The sequence below is a fragment of the Nocardia amamiensis NBRC 102102 genome, from assembly GCF_001612745.1.
Lineage (GTDB): Bacteria > Actinomycetota > Actinomycetes > Mycobacteriales > Mycobacteriaceae > Nocardia > Nocardia amamiensis.
Genome location: NZ_BDBA01000004.1, coordinates 21728 through 39409, shown reverse-complemented (window position 1 = coordinate 39409; position 17682 = coordinate 21728). Strand labels below are relative to the sequence as shown.

The window sequence follows — 17682 nt, the reverse complement described above, 5'->3', positions numbered from 1 at the left end:
TGGAGGAGCACGAAATCCTGCCGACGCTCCGATCGGGACTCAACGCCGGGAAACGCCATCCGCGGGCCGAGCCTCCCGAAGACGACGAGCGGTCGATCCGCAGGCTATGCACGGCATTCCGTTCACTATTCAAGCCAGCTCTTGCGCTGGTAATAGCGGTCCATCTCTTCGTCCTCTTCCGGCGTTGGTTCGCGGCGCTGCTGTGAGACAGACTGCTGTGGAGCTGGCCGGGTTGGAGTTTGAGGCTGCGGCCAAGATGGCGTGGTGGGATGTGCTTGGCGAGGCACTGGCTGGTTGAGGGCGTCCACCGCGCGATCGTGCTGTGTGCGCAGGCGGGGATCGTTCTCAATCTTCGCTATCGCTTCCGCGACAGACTTGCGCGCCTCGACAAGCGCGGCGGCGTGCAAGCGAACGATAGCCTCGACAATGGTATCGGGGTCGAGTCGACGGCCGACATCGGTGAGCCGGATCGCGCGTAGGCTTCCGTCCGGATCGACTTCCACGGCTGCGACATCACCGGCCGTTGACGCCGTGGCGGACCGGGTGAGGGAGGTTTCCAGCTGTTCGATGTTGCTGGTGAGCGGGTCGATATCCGACATGAGAAGTCCTCCCCCGTTTCCTGATTCCTGCCGCCGAAGCTTATAGTGACCTGGGACCGGGAGACCAGCGGGCCGGAGGGTGGCCAAGCGAACCGAGGGGGAAACGTGGGCGCACAAGACATCCTGTATCTCGACATCCCCGCCACTCGAACGCTCGCCGATGGGCTCGGAACCGCTGGCGAGCAGATCCGCGTGGTCGGCCGGGGTGGTGCCCTCGCAGACGGGATGGCCGACGGTTTCCCAGGTGCCAACGCGCCGAACGCCTACCACGCTGCGAGCCGTCGAGCGGACCAAGCGATGGGCGCAGTCGCCACCGCGATGATGGAGATGGGCGGCACCGTCGTCGGTGCGATTGTGACTTATCAGCAGCGTGACCAGTCCACGGCCACCGGAATCGGTGCAGCCACCGAGGGCGTGCGATGAGCCAGCATCTGACCGTGCCGCAGGTATTGAGTTGGCGCCCCGAAGCATTCACCGCCCAAGCAGGTGACTGGGATCGGCAGGCGAACGAGCTGCGTACCAATCTCGATGCGCAAAATCGCTCTGTCGACGGCTCTCATGAGACGTTCCAGGGCCAGGCTGGCGACGCAATGCGCGATCGGTTTCGGCAGGTCTATGACAAGGCCCGGAAGGCGTTGGAGGCGTTGGAAAAAGGACGCGACGCCGCCAAGATCGCGAGCTTGAACTTCACCGCAGCCAAGTCCCTGGTGCAGCAGACTAAGGTCGCTGCCGAGGCGAAGGGGCTGGATGTCGCTCCTGATGGCACCTGCACGATCAGGGAGTCGACAAAGCACGCCGTTTACGCATCCGTCACCGGTGATGCGAACAGGTACGTCACCGCCATGGCGGCGCTTCGGACATCCGCCGACCAGCAGACGGCATTCGTCAAGCAGGCGCTGAACCATGCTGCCGACGTGGACAACCGGGCGGAAAAGGCCATCAACACCGCATTCTCCGACCTACCAGCTGCGGATTCCTTCGGCAACGCGACCACGCCGACGTCGCAGCCGAAGCCGGCACCGAAGAACGGCACCCCTGAGGAGAATCGCGCGTGGTGGGATTCGCTGACACCCCAGGAGCAGGCGTCAGTGGTCAACACGCAGCCCGCGTCCGTGGGTAATCTCGATGGCTTGCCCGCCAGCGTGAGAGATCAGGCCAACCGGAATCTGATTCCGATCGAGAAGGCGCGGCTCGATCAGGAAATCGCCGTCAACGAGGCACTCGTGAAGGCGAGCCCCACATCGGCATATGCGCAGCAACAGCTCGAAGACTCCAAGAAGCGCCGAGACGACCTTCTGGCCGTGGAGAAGGCGATCACGAACCAGGATGGAAAACCACCTCGGCAGCTGATGGTGCTCGATACGCAATCCGGGCGGCAGGTGCGGGCCGCCGTCGCGGTCGGTGATCCGGACAGCGCCGACCACGTCTCGGTCACCACTCCGGGTCTCGGCACGAACGTGCGTGAATCGCTGGGCAGCATGGTCAACGAAGCAGAGCAACTCAAGAAGGAATCCGAGTCACAACTGTCACAGGCGGGACGACCGAACGAGACCGTCTCCACAATCGCGTGGATTGGCTACGACCCACCGCAGAAGACATACAACGACCTCGATATCGTCAACGTCGCGTCGCCGGATCGCGCACAGGAAGCAGCGCCGGTGCTGGCCAAGTTCTATGAGGGCCTAGACGTCGCGAGCACCCAAAATGACCCGCACATCACGGCATTGGGCCACTCGTACGGGTCACTGACAACCAGTTTGGCGCTCCAAGAGAACGGCCGGGCGGTCGACGACGTCGTTTTCTACGGGTCACCGGGCCTCGGCGGACATATTCCGGCCGCCCCCATTCCTGCACTTCCCGGGTTGATCGCGATGTCCGGTGTGAACGACGTGGTCGACTCGCCAGCCGACCTAGGGTTGCAGAGCCACCACGTGTACCAGATGACCGAGCACGATGACCCGGTGGCGAACTTCAGCAGCTTCGGCCGCAGCCCAAACCAAATGGATTGGATCACCCCACTCAGCACCGATCCGATCACCGTAGATGGTCGGACTTACACAGGGGCATCGGGACATGCCGAGTACCCGCGTACCGACCCCAGCACCGGTAACCTGCACCGCTCCGGATACAACCTCGCCGCAATCGTGGCAGGACTACCCGAGAATGCGATGCGATGAGAACCCGATTCCAACGGATCAGCCTCACCGTCGTGATCATCCTCGCGAGCATCGTCTTGTCGATTATCGGGGTCGTCGTGCTGACGGTCGTGGTCTACGAGGCAGCCGATGATCCGCACCCACAGACGACAGACGAGGAAACTCGGCAGGCTACGCAGCAGCTGCTCGATCGACCCAGCCTCGAAGAAGCAGAACGCAAGGTGCGGACGATCATGGAACAAATCGGCACCGTGGCTAACGAACTCGTGCCAGGAATCAGCCTCGGCCCGAACCGCGACCGAGAGGTCGCCAGCTGTCCGCGGCCATTCGACCAGACAGAGGGCCGAACGGTGCGACTTCAAAATCTATACTCGAACATACGAATACCCGACGACGTCTGGCCCACGTACGTCGAACGAGTACGTGCGCTGGCCGCCACGCTCGGTGCTATCCGGCAGGGGCAGGCAACTGAGGAACCAAGCACCGACATGGGGCGTGGGGCCAACTTCTACAACCCCGACACTGGCACGACGATCTGGATCGGCAGCGACCGTGTCACCATCATCTCCGGAACCGTCGGATGCCACCTGCCGCAAGACAAGTTCGGCTCGCCTATCCCCTCGACTCGGTGAAATTCGTGGCAGGTGGAACCGTTCGGTCGCCCGGCGCGTCCAAGTAGGTAACCGCACGCTGGAGCAGGAGGGTCAGTGATGGACATCGGACACGCCTCGGCGGCCGAACTGTGGCAGGCAGCGGTAGCCGGGCAGTTCCGCCTAGAACCAGGTACCGCGCGTGAATGTGCGGCCCACTTCGACTGGTTCGCGGAGATGATGCGCCTTCGCCAAGAGGAGATCGGACGACTCCAGAAGCTCGATGGATTTGGCGGATTCGACTCAGCGCAGCAATTGCAGTCCGGGTTCGAGGGCAAGGCTGTTCAGGGGGCAGAAGCCCTGATAGCTGCGGAGCAGGGTGCGCTTCGCATGAAAGCGGCAATCCTCCGCGCAGCTGGACTACTCGACGAGGCGGACGCTGCCAACGCCGCCGCGATCAGCACCGCAACCAGGGAGGTCACGCGATGAAATGGCGCGCCATCGGCAGTAAGACAGCGGTGCTCGCGCTGACTATCGGGGCACTGGGTGCATGTTCGAACGACGGCACCCCGGCATCGGAGACATCGGCATCTGAGCCAGCCACGGCGGCGGCGACAACTGTCAGCAGGCCAACCCTGACGGCCTCCAGGCTCCAGCCACCCTCGCAAGACAACGATTTCACGAAGGCCGGTGGACGCCCCAATGTTGTTGTTGACCCTTGCACGTGGGTCGAAGATGACGTGATTTCTCGACTCGGGTTCGACCCGGCCACACGGAAGCGCGGCAACGACATTGTCGGCGAATACACCTTCCTCACATGCGATTTCAGGACTTCGGACAGAACCCTGCAACTCGATTCTGGGAATGTCGCGCTCGAAGAGGTAAAGAGCAAGTACGCAGGGAAGACGCAGCCGGTGACCATCAATGGTCGTGAAGCCGTTATCACGCAGAAGACGAATCTCGACGAGTGCTCACTCGACATGCGGACGAAGGCAGGGTATCTCGGACTTTCCTTCTTCGTCAGCACCCCAGGCCGCGTTAAGGGCCTCAAGCCCTGCGACGGCATAGTAGAAGCCGCGACAGCCCTTGAACCTTCCATTGGCAAGGACAACTGATCGTGAGCAATGACGAGTCGAACCCGTCTGGGTCCCCGTTCCCCGTCCTGTCGGGTATTCCGGGTCTTGATTCGAAGGTGGCGCCGAAACGCGATGCATCACAAACGATGCAGCGTGGGGCCGAGGGTGCAGACCGTCTGGTTGGTCATGGGGGCCGGGACCCTGCCTACATCCAGCGGATGGAGGAGTTCGCCGGATTGTCGCATCAGGAGATCTACGAGAAGGCGCAGGCCATGCAGCCTGGTGTCATGCATTCGTCGGCGCAGGCGTGGAAGAAGATCGGTGACGCCTTCCTGGCCAACATAATGGGTCTCAACGCGAAGTTGCGCACGAGCATCGCGCAGGGCTGGGAGGGGGCCTCAGCGGACGCAGTGCAGGCCGCGACGCAGCGTTTCCTGAACGAGTTGGGCGATATCCAGGACATCGTCCAAGGGGTGTACCAGAGGATCGAGGCTTCCGCTTTTGGGGCGGAGGTGGTGAAGGCACAAATTCCGCCGGTCCCCCCGTCGGCGCCGATTCCCGCGCTTGCGGGTGCGGAAAGTCCCGCGCAGGCGGTCGCTCAGCAGGCGATCGAGCAGGAAGCGCATCAGACCGCCATCTGGGCGATGCGGAATTACTACGTGCCAACATACGAGCCCGCCGGACAAGGAGTCCCGACCTTCGTCGCCCCGAGTTCACCAGCTGACGGCCCGGGGTTGCCGGTATCCAACGGTCTGGGCTCAGCAGGCTTCGCTAACGGCAACCAGCAGGTCGGCAGTGGCTCCAGTGAACCGACCGCGCCTGGCGGGCCTGACACCCAGGGGCAGCCGGGGACCGAAACGGCTGGCGTCTCACCGGCCGCTACGGCCGCGGATTCGACTGGGAGCCAAGGAAGCAGTCCGCAGACCAGCAGTACGCCAGCATCGACCACGCCCGCCGGTGTCGGTCCTGGCAATACCACACCGACGGGAGCTGCTCCGGGGAGTGCGCCAAGCTCCAGAATCCAGGGTTCGCCCGGCCCGAGCACGTCGGCAAGCCCGGGTGGTCCGGGGCACAGCGTCCGGAGTCCTGCCGGGTCACCTGGAGCTGGCAACCCGTTCGGTGCGCCCGGTGGCGTTGCGGCACGGCCTGCGGCTTCGGTAGGAATGCCGGGTATGCCCGGCATGATGCCGCCCGGTGCGCGGGGCAAGTCCGCGGACGATGACAAAGAGCACCAGGGCCGCCGGGAGCTGTTGGTCCATGAGCAGAACAAGATCGACCTCGTCGGTGAGCGCAGACCGATGGTGCCTCCGGTGCTCGGTGAAAATCCTGCCCCGCCGCGGGACGACTGGGCCGACGCGCGTGACCGGACGCGACCGGACCAGGGTTAGCGTGATCGATGAGGTGGGAGTTCACGCCGGACGAATTCCTCTATGCCTGGCAACAGTTAGGCGCTGATCGCAACCCTATCCCGTTGAGCCTGCGGCCGTCGGTGGTGTGGCGTGACGAATGGGAGGAAATCGAACGCGAACTGCGACGACGGCTTCCGGTGCTCGAGGATCCTGACCTGCTGCCGGTGCTGCGGACTGCTGCGGACCCGGACATGTCGCTCATCCTGATCGGCAGCCGGAGACACCCGCTACGCGCTTGCGGTGCGGTGACCGCGAACATCGGTGTCACGATGGTGCAGCGGCCCGGCCCAGAGCCTGCAGTCGGCGGCAACGTCATTATCGAGGTCGGCTCTCCAGGGTTCGTGCCGAAGGTCTTTGCTGCTGTCTCTGGAAATCAGCCTGCGGGCCGACATCCCAGCATGGTCGAGTCCTGGGGCCGGCTCCAGGAGGACCACCCGGTTGTCGGGCTGGTTCGCGATGAGTCGTCAATTCTCGACCGGATGCGTAGCCTGCTTGCCGCACCTCGCGTCGGCTCTGGGCATATCGAGATTCTGTGTGACCGCCGCGCGGCACGCCCTCTTCCGCCCCGATACCTGAGCTGGTTCGATGTCGAGGGCGACGGCCGCTATGTATACACGCGCCGCCACGGCGACTTCCTCATCGACCCGTGCAGTGCCGATGAGGTCCGCCGATCCCTCGCGCGGCTGATGGAGGCGTAGCCTGCGGATAGCTCGCAGCACCTCAGCCTGGTGCGCTCCTGGCACGAGTGCCTCTACGCGATGGTCGGACCTGATGGCACGGTCAGCGTACGGCTGGGCGGCGCCACTAGTGCTCCGGACTGGAAGCCGTGCGACCAGATTGATGCCGCCGCTCGGGCGATAGAAGCTACCTTGCCGTAGCCAGACGCAAGGTTCGCGCCTGAGTGTGATCATGCTGGCAGATCGGACTCGTATTGCAGCGATCTCCTCTACGCGCGTGGCAGGCTTGGTTCGATGGTCTCGGCCGTGCCTTGGATAAGGTCGCAGGCTCGGTCTGCGGTCCGAGCCTCATTGACGTTGAGTTGCAGTTCGAGCACCCCGTCAAGCGACTTCATAGCCAGGAAACACGTCGTGTTCGCGGAGTCGCCCGGAAGCTGGTACATCACAGCCTCGCGGCCGGCCACCGATGTATTCGTCAGGGAATTCGAGTATCGACTTCGATACTCCTCGAGCGTCAGGTTCGTCGAATCGATGGTTACCGACCTGATCAACAGCCCCTTCTCTTTGTGTTCGAACTCGCATCCGAGAAAGGAATAGCGGTCGGCGATGAAATCCGAGCGCTTGCGGGTCCTCGGGTCGTAGCCAGCTCGCTCGATTGTGGCATCGTCGATCCTGAAACAGGGGTCGAAGACTACGTCTTGACGACCTTGGTTCCGTTGGGCCGGAGCCGGCGGCACGGAAACAGCCAGCTTTGCCTGGCTTGACGCCACAGTAGCGGGGTCTTCGCCTGATGATCCAGCATTACAGCCCGCGACAAGCAGGGCGGCGATGCCGCACCACGCGGCAGCGGCTGTAGGTTTCATGCGTCCAGTCCATTGGACTCAGCGGTGAAACGCAATGCAGCGGCGTTCTTTTGGTCCGCCTCCTCGTACATCTGGCCTGCGCGCAAATACGCCTGTTGCAGCATCATCGCGCCTTCGATGAATTGCGTCAGCACGTCGAACAGCTGATTGGCCTTGTTCGAGAACCCGGCCGCAAGTTGCTGCGTAGAACCGAACCCTCCGAAACCTGCTAGGACGAGGGCATCTTTGATGTATCTCTGTTCAGCCACCAGACCGTCGATGAGAACGTCATACAGCCGAACGACTTCTCGGACCGCATCCTTGTCGAACTCGAGCTGCCCGGCCCCGGCGGCCTGGCTGAACGCCTGGATCTCCGCCCTGCCGTGCTCGACCTGCATCATGAACCCCCAATCGACCGTCTCTGGCGGGCTACCAGCTTCTTCGTCGCCCGACTGCTTGCCAGCTGATAGTGCGAGACGGTGCCGCGCCGAGAAGGAGCGCCGCTGGTAGTTCCTGATTCACGGTTCGAGAAACAAGCGCTCACACGGTAGCCGGGGCAGGTTCGCGGTGTCGCCAGGGAGCACTTCGACAGCGTCCGCGTAGTGGCGCGCCTGGTGGTCTTGAAAGAATAGCAGCGCGGCAGTGAGGCAGGCGGCGAAGTCGAATCGTGCACCGTGCAGAAAGACGCTGAGGCGTACATCCGATTCTTCGGGGAGCGGGGGCACATCGGTCCTCACCGCGTACCGTCCCGTCGCACTGTCTCGTTGTCGATGATTCCCCGTTGACGGGCCGGAACGTCAGCGCGGTCATCGACCACGCGGACGCCGATCCACGGACAACCCCCAGGAACCCAGCCGTCGTGTTTGTCGATCCTGCCGTGTACGAGCGGCACCCATTTCATGCAGGACCGTGCCGGGCAGGCGACTTCGACTAGCGTGTTCGTGCGTGGGTCGAACTTTCCGACTCCGCAGTGCGACAGCTTTATCCACGGGCCACAATCACATTCAGGCATTGCACATCTCCCGGTCTGCCTCGGTCGGCGCGTCCAGGATGGTTTCCATGCTGGGCCGGAACCGGTCGCGCACCGGCACAATCCAGCGGCGGAGCCCGGCAAGCTCGTCCTCGAGCCGCCGCTTGATTTCCTCCACCGACCGTCGTTTCGGTATCCGTTTCGGCCAGAGGATCACCGCGATGAACGCGGCGAGCGGCAAGCCGATAGCGACCGCGATGCATCCGTCGCCCATCTTCACCAGCCGCTCTGGGCAGCCCACACCGACCGCCCGCGTGGGGTGATCGACCACCGTGAAGCGTGCGGAGTCGCCATGATGAGGCCACGTGATTCGAGCTGACCTATCGCCCGGCGGGCCGACCATCCGGTGAGCTGCGCGTCGCGGCTGATCTGGTCGGCGGTGAGCATCCCGCCCGGTGCGAGTACAGCCAATACCGCTGCCTCTGCCGTTCCGGTATCCACTGACAACCCCCTCGCGTCGGCGTCCGCCCACTGCGCAAGCGCGACGGCGGTACGTCTGATCAGATCGACGGACGGACGCTCTACCGTGCCCGCTGGGTACTCATGCTCACCCGGAATCCGTTGCGGTAGTGCGTACATTGAACTGCCTCTCTTCGGATTTCCCCTGGTGCATTCAATGTTCAGCGCTGCCGTCGAAACAGACCACGGCGCGCAAGTTGCACCTACGATGCATGTATGCGCAGGCACCGTCTTATCGAGGCGCGGAAGGCGACCGGGAAGACTCAAGAGCAGATAGCCGAAGCAGTGGGGGTGGATCGAACCACGCTTGGCAGATGGGAGCGTAACGAGGGGACGCCGTATCCGGCGCAGCGGCCGAAATACGCCGAGGCACTTGGAGTTACGACGGATGAACTTTCGGCGATGCTGAGTAGCCTTCCTGCCATCGAGGGCGAGATGCCGGAATGGCTGTCGACGTATCTCGGCATGGAACAGTCGGCTACGTCCATCCGCACGCACGAACCACGAGCCGTCTACGGACTGCTACAGATTCCGGCCTACGTTGAAGCCCTGGTGAGCAGAGTGGGCATCTCGGGAGTCTCGGACACCTACGTTCAGCAGGCTGTCGACCAGCGCTTGCACCGACAGAAGCGTGTCCGGTCGGGGGACTTGGTGCTGGACGTGATTCAGCCGGAATCGTCGTTGAGGCTCTGTGTCGGCACGGCAGATGTGATGTCCGAACAGTTGCGGACATTGGCGGAGCTGTCGGAGTTGCCGAACGTGACGGTACGGGTGACGACCTCTGACGCCGGACAGTACGAGGCGCGACGGCTGCACTCGTTCTCGATCATGTCTCACCCGTGGGGTTCACCGCGGGTTCACATCGAGTCCTACGGCGGCGGGCGGTTCATCACAGATGCCGAGGAAGTGGGATACTTCGCCAGTGCGTTCGACCACGGGGCAAAGATTGCTCTGAGCCCTACCGAGTCGCGCAAGTTCGTCCGCGGACTAGCAGAGAAATGGGAGTACAAGCACGATGGATGACCTCGACTGGCGAGTGTCTAGCTTCACGGATAACGAGACATGCGTCGAGGTAGCTGGAACCCCGAACACCATCTACGTTCGCAACAGCAACGCACGCGAGGCCGGAACCGTGGCTTTCACCCGTGAAGAGTTCTCAGCCTGGCTGAAGGGCTGCAAGGCCGGAGAGTTCGACGACCTGGCCTGACCTCTGCGGTTGCAGCACGGTCCACACAGATCTCAATCCGGGATAAATCACATCCGTCCCCTCCCCGCCGACCAGCGTCTACAGGTCATGCACAATGTCCAAGCGCCGCTGATGATCAACTACCTGGACTGGCGCTGCCGGAGGGTCGCCGGAAACGAGTAGGAGACAACCCACACAACGCGCTCAGCGTCCGAGTGCCATCGAGGCGACATTCGCTGTGGTGCAGCCACTTTCGGCCGCAATCCCGGCGAATCGATCGCGCAACCAGGCGACCACGCTGTGCTCTGCGAGGGTGTTCAGTGTCAGATGTTCGCTTAGGTGGTCGCGGAGGTAGGTGACCCGGGCGGCGGGGTCCTGGCAGTAGGCGGCCGCGAGAGCGTCGGCCGGGCCGATGGGGACGAGCCAGTCGGCGGTCGCGTGGTAGAGGTAGACCGGGGCGTCGGGGACCGACTTGCCCATCCTGGTGCGCGCGAAGACGTCCCGCATGATCGGCGTGTGCAGCAGGCCGCCCCGCACCAGGCTGTCGATGTCGAGAAATGGGTCCGTCATGGCGTGTTGGAGCACGCACATGCGGTCCTTCGCCGCGAGTAGCTCGCGGCCGCGCGGGGTGGCGTTCGCGCGCAGGAAGGCGTCCAGCGCCGGTTCCTCACGGGCGAGTCCGATGATCGCGGCGGCGACCAGACCGGCGCCGGGTCCCTTGTCGGCCTCCCGCGAGATGATCTCGAGATCGACATCGGTGCCGCCGGAGACAACGCCGACGAGATTCAGCTCCGGTGCGTAGGCCGCGCGCAGTTCCGCCCCGTGCAGGGTGGGGATCGAGCCGCCGGAATAGCCCCACATCGCCACCTCGGTGTCCGCGCCCGGCAGTCCAAGCGGGCCGAAACGCTGGGCGGCGCGAATGCCGTCCAAGGCGATCCGCGCGGCCAGCGGACCATGGGCGAAAGCCGCGTTCGGCCCCTGATGGTCGGGCACCACGATGCTCCACCCCTGTGCCAGCAGCGCTGCCGCGCCGCGCAGCGGATCGAGCTGGCCGTCCAGCAGCCCCGCCTGCACCGAGCGGCGCATCGTGTACGACGGCGCGCAGAAGAGCCCGGTGGAGTCCTCGGCGGGATGCAGCGACACCAGCTTTCCAGTTGCCGCGCGCGGTTTCAGCAATGTCGCGACCGCGGCGATCGGCTGGTCGGCGCTGTTGTTCGACCGGTAGGACACCTGCCACACCTCGGCATCCAGCGATGCGCCGAGCTGGTTCGCGATCTCGATCGGCCGCGCGGCGAGGATCTCGCCCGGCCGCTTCGACACGACCGAATCGGCTGGTGGCCGATAGAACGCGTCCTGCTCGGGCGGCACGGGCTCCGCAACCACCGAACCGCCTGGCGACGCAGCCGACGGGACAGGCAGACCCAGAAGAACCGAAAGTGCCACTCCCACAACCGCACCGCATCGTGCGAATCCCACCGACAACCTCCCCTGAACCGACCCGACGTGCCCCGCATTTCGTCGCCGATCGACCGCTCCGGCAATGAAATCGTAGCGAAATCCGCTGCGCTCCAGGGGCGTAATGACGATGACCCGGAGAATCGGAGCGGATCAGTTCGGCGCGGCGATCTTGATAATGGTGGTTTTGCCGCCGGTGGTTGCCACGGTGACGAACTGGCGATAAGTGCGGTTGGCCGAGTCGGGGCGCAGTTCGGTGATGACCACGTCGTAGCGCCCGTCGAGCATGGAGGTGATCATGACGCAGTGCTGGGTCCCGGCCGGCACCGAAGCGATGCCCGCGTCGATCACGGCGACCGGTGGCACAGCGGCGTCCGGGGCCGTCAACGCACGGGCGACCGCGCCCGAGCGGGCTACGTAATAGGCGTGCTGGAAAGCCAGGATCACGTCCGGACCCGAGTCGACCGAACCGGTGCCGTTGCCGCGCACCAGCTGATCGCCACGGATCGGCTCACAGCCTGGGCCGCCGCCGAGCACCGGGTCGGCGACGGTGGCCGATTGCCGTGGCGCGGACGCCGCGTCCGTGTACACCAGCACCAGCGCCGCGGCAGCGAGCGAGGCGGCCATCCCGACGCCGCCGACCAGCCAGGCCCGGTGTGGTCGGCGCCGTGACCGACGCCGGTTGCGGGGCACCCGGCGCTGGTCACGGACGGCGCGGTGCGACGGACCCTGCGGCGCGATCATCCCGGGCCATGTGGGCACGCGCTGAGGCCGCGCCAGGCCCGGGCGGGCGGGCAGACCGCCCGGCTCGGACGTGTTCGACGACATGATCTCGCCGCACCCCCTTTTACCGGCGCCTACTCGGCCACCGTGGGTTCCCTCTGAATGCCGTTGGGCAGTAACAACATTGCATATTCGGGCGGATTCTGTCGGTCGAATGGTCAACAGGCAAGGCCGATGCGTCGCCGAAAGTCGCTCGCGACGATGGTGACGAGTCCGCGAAGTGACCCACCCGCAAAGTTTCGGCAAGCGGATGTATAGTTACCATAAGCAACTAATTGACTTTGCTAACTAACCTGTGTTCTGGAATATCCGAGGTGAGTGCCATGTCCGCTACCGCTCCTGACGGCACCTCGCCGGCGCTCGGCTCAGTCATGCGCGATGCGCGCTGTGTTGATGGTTCGCTCCCTGCGCTCGCTCACGAGCGCACCGTCACGGCGGCCGACCTCGCCGCCGCCGACGAGCTCGGCAAGCAGCTCGTGCGGTTCATGCGAGCGGTCAACCGGACGAAGTCGCAGCTGGCCAAGCCGGGCCCCGACGGGCTGGAACGGCTGGCCTACTCCGTGCTGTTCTGCCTGGTCCACGAGGGACCGCAGCGCGCGGGCAGGATCGCCGAACTGCTGCACGCTGAAGCCTCCACCATCAGCAGACAGACCAGATCGCTGGTGGCACACGGCTTGGTGGAGCGCCGGGCCGATCCGGTCGACGGCCGCGCGTGCATGCTGGCTCCCACCGCGGAGGGCGTGCGCGTCTTCGAGCAGAACCGCGCGCTGCGCAACCGATGGCTGGCCGACATCCTGGCCGACTGGTCCGCGCGGGACCGGGACACCTTGACCGGTCTGCTCGACCGGCTCACCGCAGGGATCGAGAGAACTCCCCGACAGCCAGCCGATTGGAAATAGCACATCCATGACGAATTCCACCACTCAGGCTCCGCCGCCGGCCACGGGCACGGCACTGTCGCACCGGCAGATCCTGACCATCCTGTCCGGCCTGATGCTCGGCATGTTCCTGGCCGCGCTCGACCAGAACATCGTCAGCGTCGCGATCGTGAAGATCGCCAACAGCCTGCACGGTTTCGACGAACAGGCCTGGGCGACCACGGCCTACCTGATCACCGCGACGATCACCACGCCGCTGTACGGCAAACTGGCCGACATCTACGGCCGCAAGCCGTTCTATCTGGTGGCGATCGGATTGTTCGTCATCGGTTCGGTGGCGTGCACCTTCGCCACCTCGATGTACCAGCTCGCCGGGTTCCGCGCCTTCCAGGGCCTCGGTGCGGGAGGGCTGATGGCGCTGGCGTTCACCATCATCGGCGACATCGTCCCCGTGCGGGAACGAGTGCGCTACCAGGGTTATTTCATGATGGTCTTCGCTAGCGCCACCGTGCTCGGCCCGGTGCTCGGCGGCTTCTTCTCCGAGTACCAAGAGCTCGGTGGCATCGAAGGCTGGCGCTGGGTGTTCCTGGTGAACGTCCCGGTCGGCGTGCTCGCCATGCTCGTGGTGGCCAAGGTGCTCAACGCGCCGCACCAGCGCCAGAACCACCGCATCGACTGGTCCGGCGCGCTGGCGCTGGCGATCTTCGTCGTACCGCTGCTGATCGTCGCCGAGCAGGGCCGCCATTGGGGCTGGTCGTCGGAGCGCGCGCTGATCTGCTACGGCGTCGGGGCGGTCGGCTTCCTGCTGTTCGTCCTGGTCGAGTACCTGATGAAGGACGCGGCGCTGATCCCGTTGCGGCTGTTCAAGAATTCCACCTTCAGCGTGACCATCCTGGGCGGGTTCATCGTCGGCGTAGCGATGTTCGGCGCGATCACCATGGTCCCGCAGTACTTCCAGGTGGTGCGCGGCTACTCGCCGACGAAGGCCGGGTTGCTGATGCTGCCGCTCGTGCTCGGCATCACGATCGGCTCGCAGGTGGCCGGGCGGATCACCAAGTGGACGGGTCGCTACAAGATCCTGCCGGTGACCGGCACCTTCATCGTCGCGATCGGCGCGACGCTGTACGCGCAGGTGCACTACGACAGCGCGCTGTGGCAGCCGCTGGTGTACGGCGGCGTGATCGGCCTCGGGCTCGGCTGCTGCATGCAGACGTTGATCATCGCCGCGCAGAATGCCGGACCACGCTCGGACATGGGCGTTTCCACCGCGTCGGCCACCTTCTTCCGGCAGATGGGCGGCACCCTCGGCGTCGCGGTGTTCCTGACCATCCTGTTCAACCTGTTGCCGCACCGGATCACCGACGCGTTCGGCGGCGTGCTGCCGCCCGGGTTCGGCCCCGAGCAGCTCAGCGGCATGCAGTCCAACACCAGCGGTATCGCGGCTCTGCCCGACGAGCTGAAGATACCGATCCTCACGGGGTTCACCGACTCCATGCACGGCGTGTTCTACGCGGCGGCCGGTGTGGCGCTGCTGGCCTGCGTGGTGCTGATGTTCATGAAAGAGATTCCGCTGCAAGACAATCCGGTCCCGGCGGCGGCGCAGGGCGGCGAGCGGGAGGACGCCGAGCCGCGGTGGGACGCGGATCAGGTCTGGGAGGGCGCCGCGCAAGCGCTGTCCGAGCCGGCACCGGTACTCGCCGCGTCGGGCAAGCATGCGTCGGGCGATCCCGCGGGCAACGGCGCGCGCCATCTGGAGCCGCGCGCGAGCTTCGACGCGGGCAACGGCACGGAATACGAGGGGCGCTCCCTCGGCGGTTACGTTCACCGTGCCGACGGCCACCCCGTGGACGCTGCCGCGCTGACCCTCATCGACCAGCGCGGACGTCAGGCCGCACGGGCGACCGGCGGCTCCGACGGCCGTTATGTCGTCGGCTCGCCCGAGGCGGGCGATTACGTGCTGATCGTCTCGGCTGCCGGGCATCAACCAGCGGCGCTCAATGTCACCCTCGGAGACCGGCCACAGCAGGTCGACATCACGCTGCTCGGCTCAGGAGAGGTGTCCGGCGTCGTCCGGCGCACCCGCGGCGAGCCCCTGCCCGGCGCAACCGTCACGCTGACCGATCCGGACGGCGAGGTCGTCTGCTCCGTCACCGCCGCCTCCGACGGCGCCTATCTCTGCCATGGCGTGGTCCCCGGCACCTACACTCTGGTGGCGATCGCCGAGCGCATGCGTCCGAGCGCGATCACGCTGACGGTGCCGGACAACGGTCCTTTGCACTATGACATCGATCTCGCCCCGATGACTGCGCTGGCCGGGACAGCGTGGTCGGACGACGGCAGGGCGGTCTCGGATGTCCAGATCAGCGTGCTCGACACCGCGGGCGTGCTCATCGCGACGACGCGCACCGACGAGCACGGCCGCTACGTGGTCACCGATCTGGCCGAGGGCGACTACACGATCGTCGCGCGCGGCTATCCGCCGGTGACCAGCCAGATCGCGGTGTGCGGCGGCGAGGCGGCGCACGATGTCCGGCTCAGCTATGACGTCGAGGACCGAGCGGCCGGGAAGGTTTCGCCCGAGCACTGACTCGAGGTCGCCGCGCGGAGACGCGGAGATACCGTGGCGACCAAGCCCCCTCGGCACTCCGAGACGTACACCGGTGGGCAGCCATGATCACGAGCAGCGCGGAATGTGGACCCTGACGTGGACGCCGACGAGAACTACGTGCAGGTCTCGGTTGCGCGTCGGCCCGCCCGGGCGATCTAGCGGTCGGACCGCTCGCGTTTGTGATCGCCGAACGGCTCGTCGCGCTCACGGACTGCCTCGCGGAAACCCACTGAGACAGCACGGTTCTGGAAGGCATAACCCTCCCTGGTGTGCCGGGCGATGCCGTCGAAGACGGTGCTGACCATGCCGGAGTTGGCGACGCCCTGCGCATACAGCGCCGAGTTGAGCGCCAGCTTGGCCATCATGAGCTGGTTGACCGGCATGCGCGCGATCCGGGCGACGAATTCTTCGGTGCGCGCATCGAGTTCGTCGGCGGGCCAGGATTCGACCGCGAGGCCCCATTCGACGGCCTGTTTGCCGGTGAGGCAGTCACCGGTGAACAGCAGGCGCTTGGCGCGCTGGTCACCGAGACGATGCGCCCACATACCCGCGGCCGGGACGCCCCACACGCGGGTGGGCGGATAACCGATCTTGGTGTCGTCGGCGCAGATGATCTGGTCGGCGAACAGGGCGATGTCGCTGCCGCCCGCCACGGCGAAACCGTGCAACTTGGCCACGGTCGGCTTGTTCGCCTGCATCAGGCTGGCGAACCCACGGTTGAACCGGCTCATCATCGCGTAGTCGATCATCGGGTCCCAGTTCTGCGCCGGGTCGTGATTGCGGCCCTGCACCACCGGATCGACGACCGTTCCCGCCACGTCGTCTGGTCCGCCGGTCACCGCGAAACTCTGCTCGGCGAACATGCTCAGGTCGTACCCGCCGCAGAACCCCTTGCCGCGCCCGGACAGCAGGATCACATGCACCCGTGGGTCCAGATCGGCGCGCTCGACCGCACGCGCCAAGTCGTGCGGGGTGTCCGGCGTGATCGCGTTGCCTTTTTCCGGCCGGTTGAAGGTGATACGCGCTATCCGGCCGTCTCGTTCGTAGGTCAGCGTGCGGTACTCGGCCGCGTCGTCCGGTTCGGGGCGGCCCGCCCACGGCGAGTCCGGGGTCTCGGCCCAGTTGCGGTACCACGCGGCCGCGTCGTCCTGAAGTCCACTGTCGGTCATCGTTTTCCTTTCGGCGTCGGCCGGAAGCGGGTATCCGCAGTCTGGCGCACGGAGCATTTGACAGTCAATACTGACTGTGAAATCGTCCTCGGCGAGGAAGGGAGCCCGATGGCCGGACGGCGTGAGGAGCAGAAGCGGGCGACTCGCGTCCGCATTCTCGACGCCGCCGCGGATCTCCTGGCAGAGCGGGGATACTCGGCGCTGTCCACCCTGTCGGTGCAGCGAGCGGCGGGTGTCAGCCGCGGGGCGCTACTTCACCACTTCCCCACCATCGACGCCTTGATTTCGGGGCTGGTCGGTCATTTGGTCGCACGCAACGAAGCGGCCGTCCGGGAGGTCGCCGATCGGCTCGGCGAGGGCTCCGACCCGGTACTGCGCGCCCTGACCGCGTTGTACGAGTCGATGGCCCGGCCCGCGGCACAAGCGGAGTTCGAATTATGGGCGGCCGCGCGCACCGATCCGTCGCTTGCCGAGGCGTTGCGCGCGGCCGAACGGCAGGCCGGGCGGGATCTCCATCGCGTGGTCGACGCGCTGTTCGGTCCCGACTGCGTCGCGCATCCGCGCTATCCGGCCGTCCGGGATCTCACGGTCGCGATATTGCGCGGCACCGCGATGTCCCGGCCACTGCGCTCGACGGAGCGCGCCGCCGCGGCAACTATCGACCGATGGGCGGAGGCCATTGCCATCCTGCTCGGTCACAGCCCATAGCAATCATCCGACGCAAACGGAGGCAAATGGACTGTGACACGCGTCACTTAGTTGGTC

At 65.3% G+C, this 17682-nt stretch carries 20 protein-coding genes; 12 read left to right on the top strand and 8 right to left on the bottom strand.

The annotated features are described in order from the left end of the window. Positions 1–125 precede the first annotated feature (125 nt). Positions 126–599 (bottom strand): hypothetical protein, encoded by a 474-nt coding sequence (locus NA4_RS01505; RefSeq protein ID WP_067462659.1) that lies wholly within the window; start codon positions 597–599, stop codon positions 126–128. Positions 600–704: 105 nt separating this feature from the next. Here NA4_RS01505 and NA4_RS01500 point away from each other — a divergent pair, with 105 nt between their 5' ends. The 7 genes from NA4_RS01500 to NA4_RS01470 all read left to right on the top strand — a co-directional run bounded on the left by NA4_RS01500 (position 705) and on the right by NA4_RS01470 (position 6528). Continuing rightward, positions 705–1022 (top strand): hypothetical protein, encoded by a 318-nt coding sequence (locus NA4_RS01500; RefSeq protein ID WP_067462656.1) that lies wholly within the window; start codon positions 705–707, stop codon positions 1020–1022. Next, a complete protein-coding gene (locus NA4_RS01495; RefSeq protein WP_067462653.1) occupies positions 1019–2776 on the top strand; it encodes an alpha/beta hydrolase in 1758 nt (585 codons plus the stop codon). The genes NA4_RS01500 and NA4_RS01495 overlap by 4 nt, the downstream gene beginning before the upstream one ends. Before the next feature lie 32 nt (positions 2777–2808). After that, positions 2809–3387, top strand: a complete 579-nt coding sequence (locus NA4_RS01490; protein ID WP_169810962.1) for an LppA family lipoprotein — start codon at positions 2809–2811, stop codon at positions 3385–3387. A gap of 78 nt (positions 3388–3465) precedes the next feature. Further along, a complete protein-coding gene (locus NA4_RS01485; protein ID WP_067462648.1) occupies positions 3466–3834 on the top strand; it encodes a hypothetical protein in 369 nt (122 codons plus the stop codon). Next, on the top strand, positions 3831–4460 hold the full coding sequence (locus NA4_RS38575; RefSeq protein ID WP_084496701.1) for a DUF3558 domain-containing protein: 630 nt from the start codon (positions 3831–3833) through the stop codon (positions 4458–4460). Before NA4_RS01485 ends, NA4_RS38575 begins: the two co-directional genes overlap by 4 nt. A 179-nt stretch (positions 4461–4639) precedes the next feature. Next, a complete protein-coding gene (locus NA4_RS01475) occupies positions 4640–5809 on the top strand; it encodes a hypothetical protein (RefSeq protein WP_157128737.1) in 1170 nt (389 codons plus the stop codon). Positions 5810–5817: 8 nt separating this feature from the next. Beyond that, entirely contained in the window at positions 5818–6528 is a 711-nt protein-coding gene (locus NA4_RS01470; RefSeq protein WP_067462639.1) for an ESX secretion-associated protein EspG, read from the top strand. Positions 6529–6776: 248 nt separating this feature from the next. Here the strand turns inward: NA4_RS01470 and NA4_RS01465 are convergent, their stop codons facing one another. The 4 genes from NA4_RS01465 to NA4_RS41190 form a co-directional block, all read right to left on the bottom strand. After that, positions 6777–7370 (bottom strand): DUF3558 domain-containing protein, encoded by a 594-nt coding sequence (locus NA4_RS01465; RefSeq protein WP_084496700.1) that lies wholly within the window; start codon positions 7368–7370, stop codon positions 6777–6779. After that, on the bottom strand, positions 7367–7750 hold the full coding sequence (locus NA4_RS01460; RefSeq protein ID WP_084496699.1) for a hypothetical protein: 384 nt from the start codon (positions 7748–7750) through the stop codon (positions 7367–7369). Before NA4_RS01460 ends, NA4_RS01465 begins: the two co-directional genes overlap by 4 nt. A gap of 603 nt (positions 7751–8353) precedes the next feature. Next, on the bottom strand, positions 8354–8560 hold the full coding sequence (locus NA4_RS41195) for a hypothetical protein (protein ID WP_169810961.1): 207 nt from the start codon (positions 8558–8560) through the stop codon (positions 8354–8356). 35 nt (positions 8561–8595) lie between these two features. Further along, positions 8596–8958 (bottom strand): hypothetical protein, encoded by a 363-nt coding sequence (locus NA4_RS41190; RefSeq protein ID WP_067462628.1) that lies wholly within the window; start codon positions 8956–8958, stop codon positions 8596–8598. A gap of 96 nt (positions 8959–9054) precedes the next feature. On the opposite strand from NA4_RS41190, the gene NA4_RS01440 reads away from it, so the two are divergent. After that, positions 9055–9861: a helix-turn-helix domain-containing protein gene (locus NA4_RS01440; RefSeq protein WP_067462625.1), complete on the top strand. Its 807-nt coding sequence runs from the start codon at positions 9055–9057 to the stop codon at positions 9859–9861. Next, the gene (locus tag NA4_RS01435; protein WP_067462623.1) at positions 9854–10045 is read left to right on the top strand and encodes a DUF397 domain-containing protein; all 192 of its coding nucleotides are present in this window, start codon (positions 9854–9856) and stop codon (positions 10043–10045) included. Before NA4_RS01440 ends, NA4_RS01435 begins: the two co-directional genes overlap by 8 nt. A gap of 183 nt (positions 10046–10228) precedes the next feature. Here the strand turns inward: NA4_RS01435 and NA4_RS01430 are convergent, their stop codons facing one another. Both NA4_RS01430 and NA4_RS01425 read right to left on the bottom strand, forming a co-directional pair. Next, on the bottom strand, positions 10229–11407 hold the full coding sequence (locus tag NA4_RS01430) for a lipase family protein (protein WP_157128735.1): 1179 nt from the start codon (positions 11405–11407) through the stop codon (positions 10229–10231). A gap of 225 nt (positions 11408–11632) precedes the next feature. Then, entirely contained in the window at positions 11633–12307 is a 675-nt protein-coding gene (locus NA4_RS01425) for a DUF8176 domain-containing protein (protein ID WP_067462617.1), read from the bottom strand. A 278-nt stretch (positions 12308–12585) separates the two neighbouring features. Between NA4_RS01425 and NA4_RS01420 the strand changes: the two genes are divergently transcribed. Then, positions 12586–13161, top strand: a complete 576-nt coding sequence (locus tag NA4_RS01420; RefSeq protein WP_245671028.1) for a MarR family winged helix-turn-helix transcriptional regulator — start codon at positions 12586–12588, stop codon at positions 13159–13161. A gap of 7 nt (positions 13162–13168) precedes the next feature. After that, entirely contained in the window at positions 13169–15727 is a 2559-nt protein-coding gene (locus NA4_RS01415) for an MFS transporter (RefSeq protein ID WP_067462611.1), read from the top strand. A 176-nt stretch (positions 15728–15903) separates the two neighbouring features. Here the strand turns inward: NA4_RS01415 and NA4_RS01410 are convergent, their stop codons facing one another. After that, positions 15904–16917 carry a crotonase/enoyl-CoA hydratase family protein gene (locus tag NA4_RS01410; RefSeq protein ID WP_067462608.1) on the bottom strand — a complete coding sequence of 338 codons (1014 nt, stop codon included), beginning with the start codon at positions 16915–16917 and terminating at the stop codon, positions 15904–15906. A 108-nt stretch (positions 16918–17025) separates the two neighbouring features. Here NA4_RS01410 and NA4_RS01405 point away from each other — a divergent pair, with 108 nt between their 5' ends. Next, positions 17026–17625 (top strand): TetR/AcrR family transcriptional regulator, encoded by a 600-nt coding sequence (locus NA4_RS01405; RefSeq protein ID WP_067462606.1) that lies wholly within the window; start codon positions 17026–17028, stop codon positions 17623–17625. Positions 17626–17682 lie beyond the last annotated feature (57 nt).

Coding starts and splice junctions, on each gene's coding strand:
- NA4_RS01505 (WP_067462659.1), bottom strand. CDS start 599: ATGTCGGATATCGACCCGCTCACCAGCAACATCGAACAGCTGGAAACC.
- NA4_RS01495 (WP_067462653.1), top strand. CDS start 1,019: ATGAGCCAGCATCTGACCGTGCCGCAGGTATTGAGTTGGCGCCCCGAA.
- NA4_RS01485 (WP_067462648.1), top strand. CDS start 3,466: ATGGACATCGGACACGCCTCGGCGGCCGAACTGTGGCAGGCAGCGGTA.
- NA4_RS38575 (WP_084496701.1), top strand. CDS start 3,831: ATGAAATGGCGCGCCATCGGCAGTAAGACAGCGGTGCTCGCGCTGACT.
- NA4_RS01475 (WP_157128737.1), top strand. CDS start 4,640: ATGGAGGAGTTCGCCGGATTGTCGCATCAGGAGATCTACGAGAAGGCG.
- NA4_RS01470 (WP_067462639.1), top strand. CDS start 5,818: ATGAGGTGGGAGTTCACGCCGGACGAATTCCTCTATGCCTGGCAACAG.
- NA4_RS01465 (WP_084496700.1), bottom strand. CDS start 7,370: ATGAAACCTACAGCCGCTGCCGCGTGGTGCGGCATCGCCGCCCTGCTT.
- NA4_RS01460 (WP_084496699.1), bottom strand. CDS start 7,750: ATGATGCAGGTCGAGCACGGCAGGGCGGAGATCCAGGCGTTCAGCCAG.
- NA4_RS41190 (WP_067462628.1), bottom strand. CDS start 8,958: ATGTACGCACTACCGCAACGGATTCCGGGTGAGCATGAGTACCCAGCG.
- NA4_RS01440 (WP_067462625.1), top strand. CDS start 9,055: ATGCGCAGGCACCGTCTTATCGAGGCGCGGAAGGCGACCGGGAAGACT.
- NA4_RS01435 (WP_067462623.1), top strand. CDS start 9,854: ATGGATGACCTCGACTGGCGAGTGTCTAGCTTCACGGATAACGAGACA.
- NA4_RS01425 (WP_067462617.1), bottom strand. CDS start 12,307: ATGTCGTCGAACACGTCCGAGCCGGGCGGTCTGCCCGCCCGCCCGGGC.
- NA4_RS01420 (WP_245671028.1), top strand. CDS start 12,586: ATGTCCGCTACCGCTCCTGACGGCACCTCGCCGGCGCTCGGCTCAGTC.
- NA4_RS01415 (WP_067462611.1), top strand. CDS start 13,169: ATGACGAATTCCACCACTCAGGCTCCGCCGCCGGCCACGGGCACGGCA.
- NA4_RS01410 (WP_067462608.1), bottom strand. CDS start 16,917: ATGACCGACAGTGGACTTCAGGACGACGCGGCCGCGTGGTACCGCAAC.
- NA4_RS01405 (WP_067462606.1), top strand. CDS start 17,026: ATGGCCGGACGGCGTGAGGAGCAGAAGCGGGCGACTCGCGTCCGCATT.